The following is a 4,175-nucleotide window of genomic DNA, read 5'->3' as shown; positions in this document are numbered from 1 at the left end:
CTTGCTCGGTCAGCTCTACCACTGCCTGCACAACCGGCAGCTCTTCGACGAGCATCACGCATTCACCTCCTTCTCAGCAGCTCCAGCCGCCGCAGCTTGACTTCTTAGGCACGTGAGATGTCTCTCACGACCAGAAGGCCGACCTGGGGCGTCAGGTCGCTCGGTTGTCTCAGTGGGCGGCGGAGGCCGGGCATCGCGTCGTGCATGTGGAGGCGGAGATCGGCTCCGGGATGAACGGCTGTCGGGCGAAGGCGAAGCGGCTGCTGGCCGATCCGGCGGTGACCATGGTCGTGGTGGAGCACAAAGACCGTCTCGGCCGGATGAACGTCGAGCTGGTTGAGGCCACGCTGGCTGCGACCGGCCGCCGCTTGGTGGTGCTGGATGACGGCGAAGTCGCAGACGACCTGGTGCGGGACATGATGGAGGTGCTGACCTCGTTCTGCGCCCGCCTGTATGGGCGCCACTCGGCGAAGAACCGCGCCAAGAAGGCGTTGGAGGCCGCCGAGTATGGCTGAGCAGCACAGGCCGCTCGGGCCATCGCCCGGCCGTTCGTGGCAGACGGGCCACCGGGTGTGTCGATCCGGGACCGGCTCAAGGGCCTCACGGCGCAGGACGAGAAGGTGTTGCGGGCCGTGGGTGCGCACATGGGACGGCTGGCCTGCGCTGATCTGGCCCGCAGGTGTCGTGACGGGCTGCGGCACTGCACGGATGCGTGGGCGGAGCGGAAGCGGGAGCTGACCGCCGCCTCGTCGTCGCGGTGGGCCGGGTCGGTCACCTCCCACACGCATGCCCAGTGGGGTCTGTCCCGCCGCGCCCAGCACCGGCACCTCGTCTCACTCGATGCGGGGATCCGCACTCTGCGGCACCGGCTGTCGCTGCCGGTCGGGGCCAAGGGCATCCGGGGGAAGCCCGGCGGCTACCGCTCCCGCTTCGAGTGGTTTACCAAGACCCGGCGTCTGGCGATCCTCGAAGAACGCTACGAGCAGGTCCGCGCCGAGCGGGAAGCCGGGAGGGTCTGTGTCGTACGCGGCGGCAGGCGTCTGCTGCACCAGCGGCACAACCTGGCCGCTGCCCACAAGACGGCCGAGCAGTGGCGTGCGGAGTGGGAGGCGGCCCGCTGGTTCCTCACCGCCGACGGCGAGTCCGGCAAACGCCACGGGAACGAGACCATCCGCGTCACCCCCGACGGTGAGATCGGCATCAAGCTGCCCGCACCGCTCGCCGGGTACGCGAACGCCCGGCATGGCCGGTACGTCCTCACAGCCCGCGTCACCTTCCCTCACCGGGGCGCCGAGTGGCGCGACCGCATCACCGGCAACCGGGCCGTGGCCTACCGCATCCATTACGACGTGGCCCGCAGGCGCTGGTACCTGGACGCCTCGTGGACGCGCAAGGACCTTCCCGTGATCCCGCTCGACGCCTTGCGGACCGAGGGCGTGATCGGCGTGGACACCAACACCGACCACCTGGCCGCCCGGCTGCTGGATGAGCACGGCAACCCGATGGGCGCCCCGCGCCGCTTCGGCTACGACCTGGCCGGCACCGCCGACCAGCGAGACGCCCAGCTCCGCCACGCGCTGACCCGCCTCCTGCACTGGGCCACAGCGTGCGGCGTGCAGGCCGTCGCAATCGAAGACCTCGACTTCACCGACTCCAAGACGAGGGAGAAGCACGGCCACAAGAAGCGGTTCAGGCAACTGGTCTCCGGCATCCCCACCTCCAAGCTGCGGGCACGCCTGCTGAGCATGTGCGCCGAGGCCGGCGTCAGCGTCATCGCCGTCGACCCGGCGTACACCTCGATGTGGGGCGCCGAGCACTGGCAGAAACCGCTGACCACCAAGCGACGCCCTGCAACACGGCACGACGCCGCAGCAGTGGCGATCGGACGACGTTCCCTCGGCCACCGGATCAGGCGACGGACGGCACCGCCCCCACACCACCAGAGCGATGGTGCGGGGCATCGGACCGCCCAGGCCCGACCCGGCACCCGAGGAAGCGAGGGAAACCGCCCCCGTGTACCCGGACCACGGACACGATCCGCTGGAGCCGGACACGGCAGGAACGCGGTGGACCAGAACACCCAGGACCGTTCGGGGTGTTCGGCTGAGCACGTGCAACTCATGCTCAGTCTCCAGGAACGGTCAGTCCCGCTTGCAGATGTGGTCGAGCAGATTGGCGGTGGCCCGCTGGACCCGTTCGTCGACATAGCCGGGCCGGTTGAGGGCCGGGGACCAGGCGAAGGTGCCGGAGGAGAAGACGAGGGCGCCGGACGGGGCGCGGTACAGCGACGTCTCCTGGTGGCGCCGGACGCCCGCGCCGTCCCGGTAGGGCGAGTGGGCGAGCAGGATGCGCGCCGAGTGGTCCGGCAGCTGGGTGCGCGGAAAGTAGCGGTCCGCCTCGCCCGCGACCAGGCCGGGCAGCTCCTCGCCCTCGCCCGCGCCCGTCGCGTCCCACAGCCAGTGGTCGGCGTTGCGCACGACCAGCGGGGAGGGCTCGGCGACCTGGCCGACGTACTGGATGCCCAGCAGCCGCTGCTCCGGCTCGCCCTGCTCGCGCCAGAGCGCCGACCGGCCGGGCCCGCGCCGTTTTCGGCAGGTGAGCAGCCGGTCGGGGGCGCCGGAGGGCAGCGCGTCCAGCTCGACCTGCCAGTACATGGTGTTGGCGGAGAGGAAGACCAGGGAGGTGCCGCCGTCCCGGGCCTTCTCGGCGGCCCGGCGCATGGGCCCGGACCAGTACTCGTCGTGGCCCGGGAAGATCAGGCCCCGGTAGCGGGCCGGGTCGACGCGGCCCGCGTGCAGATCGCGGGTGTCGGCGTAGCCGACGTCGTAGCCGTAGCGCTCGGCCCAGCGGATGAAGTCGTATGCGTGCCCGACGTGCAGCGGGAGGCCCGCGCCCGCGTACGGGCGGTCGAACGCGACGGTGGCCGCGGCGTCCTCCTCGCCGAGCAGCACGCCGTGCTCGTCCCACGCGTGGTACAGGCTGGCGCCGGTCCGGCCGTCCTCGGGAAAGAGGTTGTACGCCTGCCACGTCACATCCGGCAGGATCAGCAGCAGGTCGGCCCGGTCGCGGTCGCGCACGGTGAAGGGGATGTGCGAGCGGTGGCCGTCGGCGGTGGTCAGCACGGCGACATACGCGCCCGTGGACCAGTAGTCCGGGATCTGCAGCCGCCAGGAGAGCCACCAGTGGTGGCAGGAGACGGTGCGGTCCGCGGTGAGCGGTTCGGGCTGCTGGATGCCGGAGAGCCGGGGGCTGGTGGTGATCTTCCGGGCGCCCTCGCCGCCGTAGTACCCGATCCGGTAGACGTCCACGCTGAACGGCTGCGGGGGATTGACCGTGATCCGGAAATCGATGGACTCGCCCGGCGGGGTGCCGCCCGCGACCGAGGCGAAGCCCTTGATCTGGCAGCGCACATCGTCCGCCGTGCGCGGCCCGCTGCCGGAGGCGCGACGGGCGCGCGGGCGCTGGCCCCCGAGGAACCTGCCGCCCGGCAGGTCGCGGACGAGCGCCGGGGTGCCGGTGGTCTGGCCGGGGGCGGGGTCGAGACAGTCGATGTACCACGGCACGAGGCGGCCGTTCTCGAAGTAGTTCTCGCTGACCCGCAGCCAGGGGAGCGGCCCCTGGCCGAACGGATCCGTGACGGCGTGTGCCAGCGCGCCGGACTCCCAGCGACGGATCTGCCCGGCCTGGCCCGCATGCCCGGTCCCCACCTGTTCCATCTGTCCCCTCCCTGGCCCCCGCGCTGCTCCCTCTTGTGTGCCGGCCCGCCGGGCGGCTCGTGTGCCATGACTTCCTGACGACAGACAGCACATCACATTACGCAAGCGCGTGGTCACCGTTCGTGGCGAAAAGGTGGTTTGATCCCTCAGACGAGGCGCACCGGCTTGTCCGCACGCACACCGACGTCCGCGAGCCAGTCCCGCAGCGGCTGGGTGTCCCCGTCCTCGACGAGGGACCGCACCGGCCGCGCGAGGTCGGCTCTGCGTGCGCCGCCGACCAGCAGCGCCGGACCGTCCAGCCAGTCCAGCCCGGGGGCCGCGCCCGCCGTGTCCACGGTGGCACAGCAGACGGCGGCGGTGATGTGGTCGGTCAGCAGGTCCCGGCCGGTGCGCGGTGGCTGGAGGGGGAGCCCCATCGGGGCGGGGGGCGCGGCCCCCGGGCTGGACTGGCTGGACGGT

2 protein-coding genes and 2 pseudogenes are annotated in these 4,175 nt (G+C 71.7%); 1 reads left to right on the top strand and 3 read right to left on the bottom strand.

Translation table 11 applies throughout. From position 1 onward, the window contains the following. Positions 1–122: 122 nt before the first annotated feature. Positions 123–515 (top strand): annotated as a pseudogene (locus G5C65_RS32455) (IS607 family transposase); the annotation flags it as partial. A gap of 318 nt (positions 516–833) precedes the next feature. On the opposite strand, the gene G5C65_RS40565 reads toward G5C65_RS32455, so the two are convergent. The 3 genes and pseudogenes from G5C65_RS40565 to G5C65_RS32440 all read right to left on the bottom strand — a co-directional run. Then, positions 834–1,574 carry a hypothetical protein gene (locus tag G5C65_RS40565; RefSeq protein WP_165302622.1) on the bottom strand — a complete coding sequence of 247 codons (741 nt, stop codon included), beginning with the start codon at positions 1,572–1,574 and terminating at the stop codon, positions 834–836. Between the two features lie 567 nt (positions 1,575–2,141). Further along, on the bottom strand, positions 2,142–3,716 hold the full coding sequence (locus G5C65_RS32445; protein ID WP_165302621.1) for a N,N-dimethylformamidase beta subunit family domain-containing protein: 1,575 nt from the start codon (positions 3,714–3,716) through the stop codon (positions 2,142–2,144). A gap of 146 nt (positions 3,717–3,862) precedes the next feature. Then, a pseudogene (locus tag G5C65_RS32440) lies at positions 3,863–4,175 on the bottom strand (hypothetical protein); the annotation flags it as partial.

The organism is Streptomyces boncukensis, assembly GCF_011045075.1.
GTDB classification, from domain to species: domain Bacteria; phylum Actinomycetota; class Actinomycetes; order Streptomycetales; family Streptomycetaceae; genus Streptomyces; species Streptomyces boncukensis.
Note: the sequence above shows the minus strand (reverse complement) of the source record. Positions and strands in the feature narration are given on the sequence as shown.

Excerpts from the sequence above, each read along its gene's own strand:
- G5C65_RS32445 (WP_165302621.1), bottom strand. The coding sequence starts at position 3,716 with ATGGAACAGGTGGGGACCGGGCATGCGGGCCAGGCCGGGCAGATCCGT.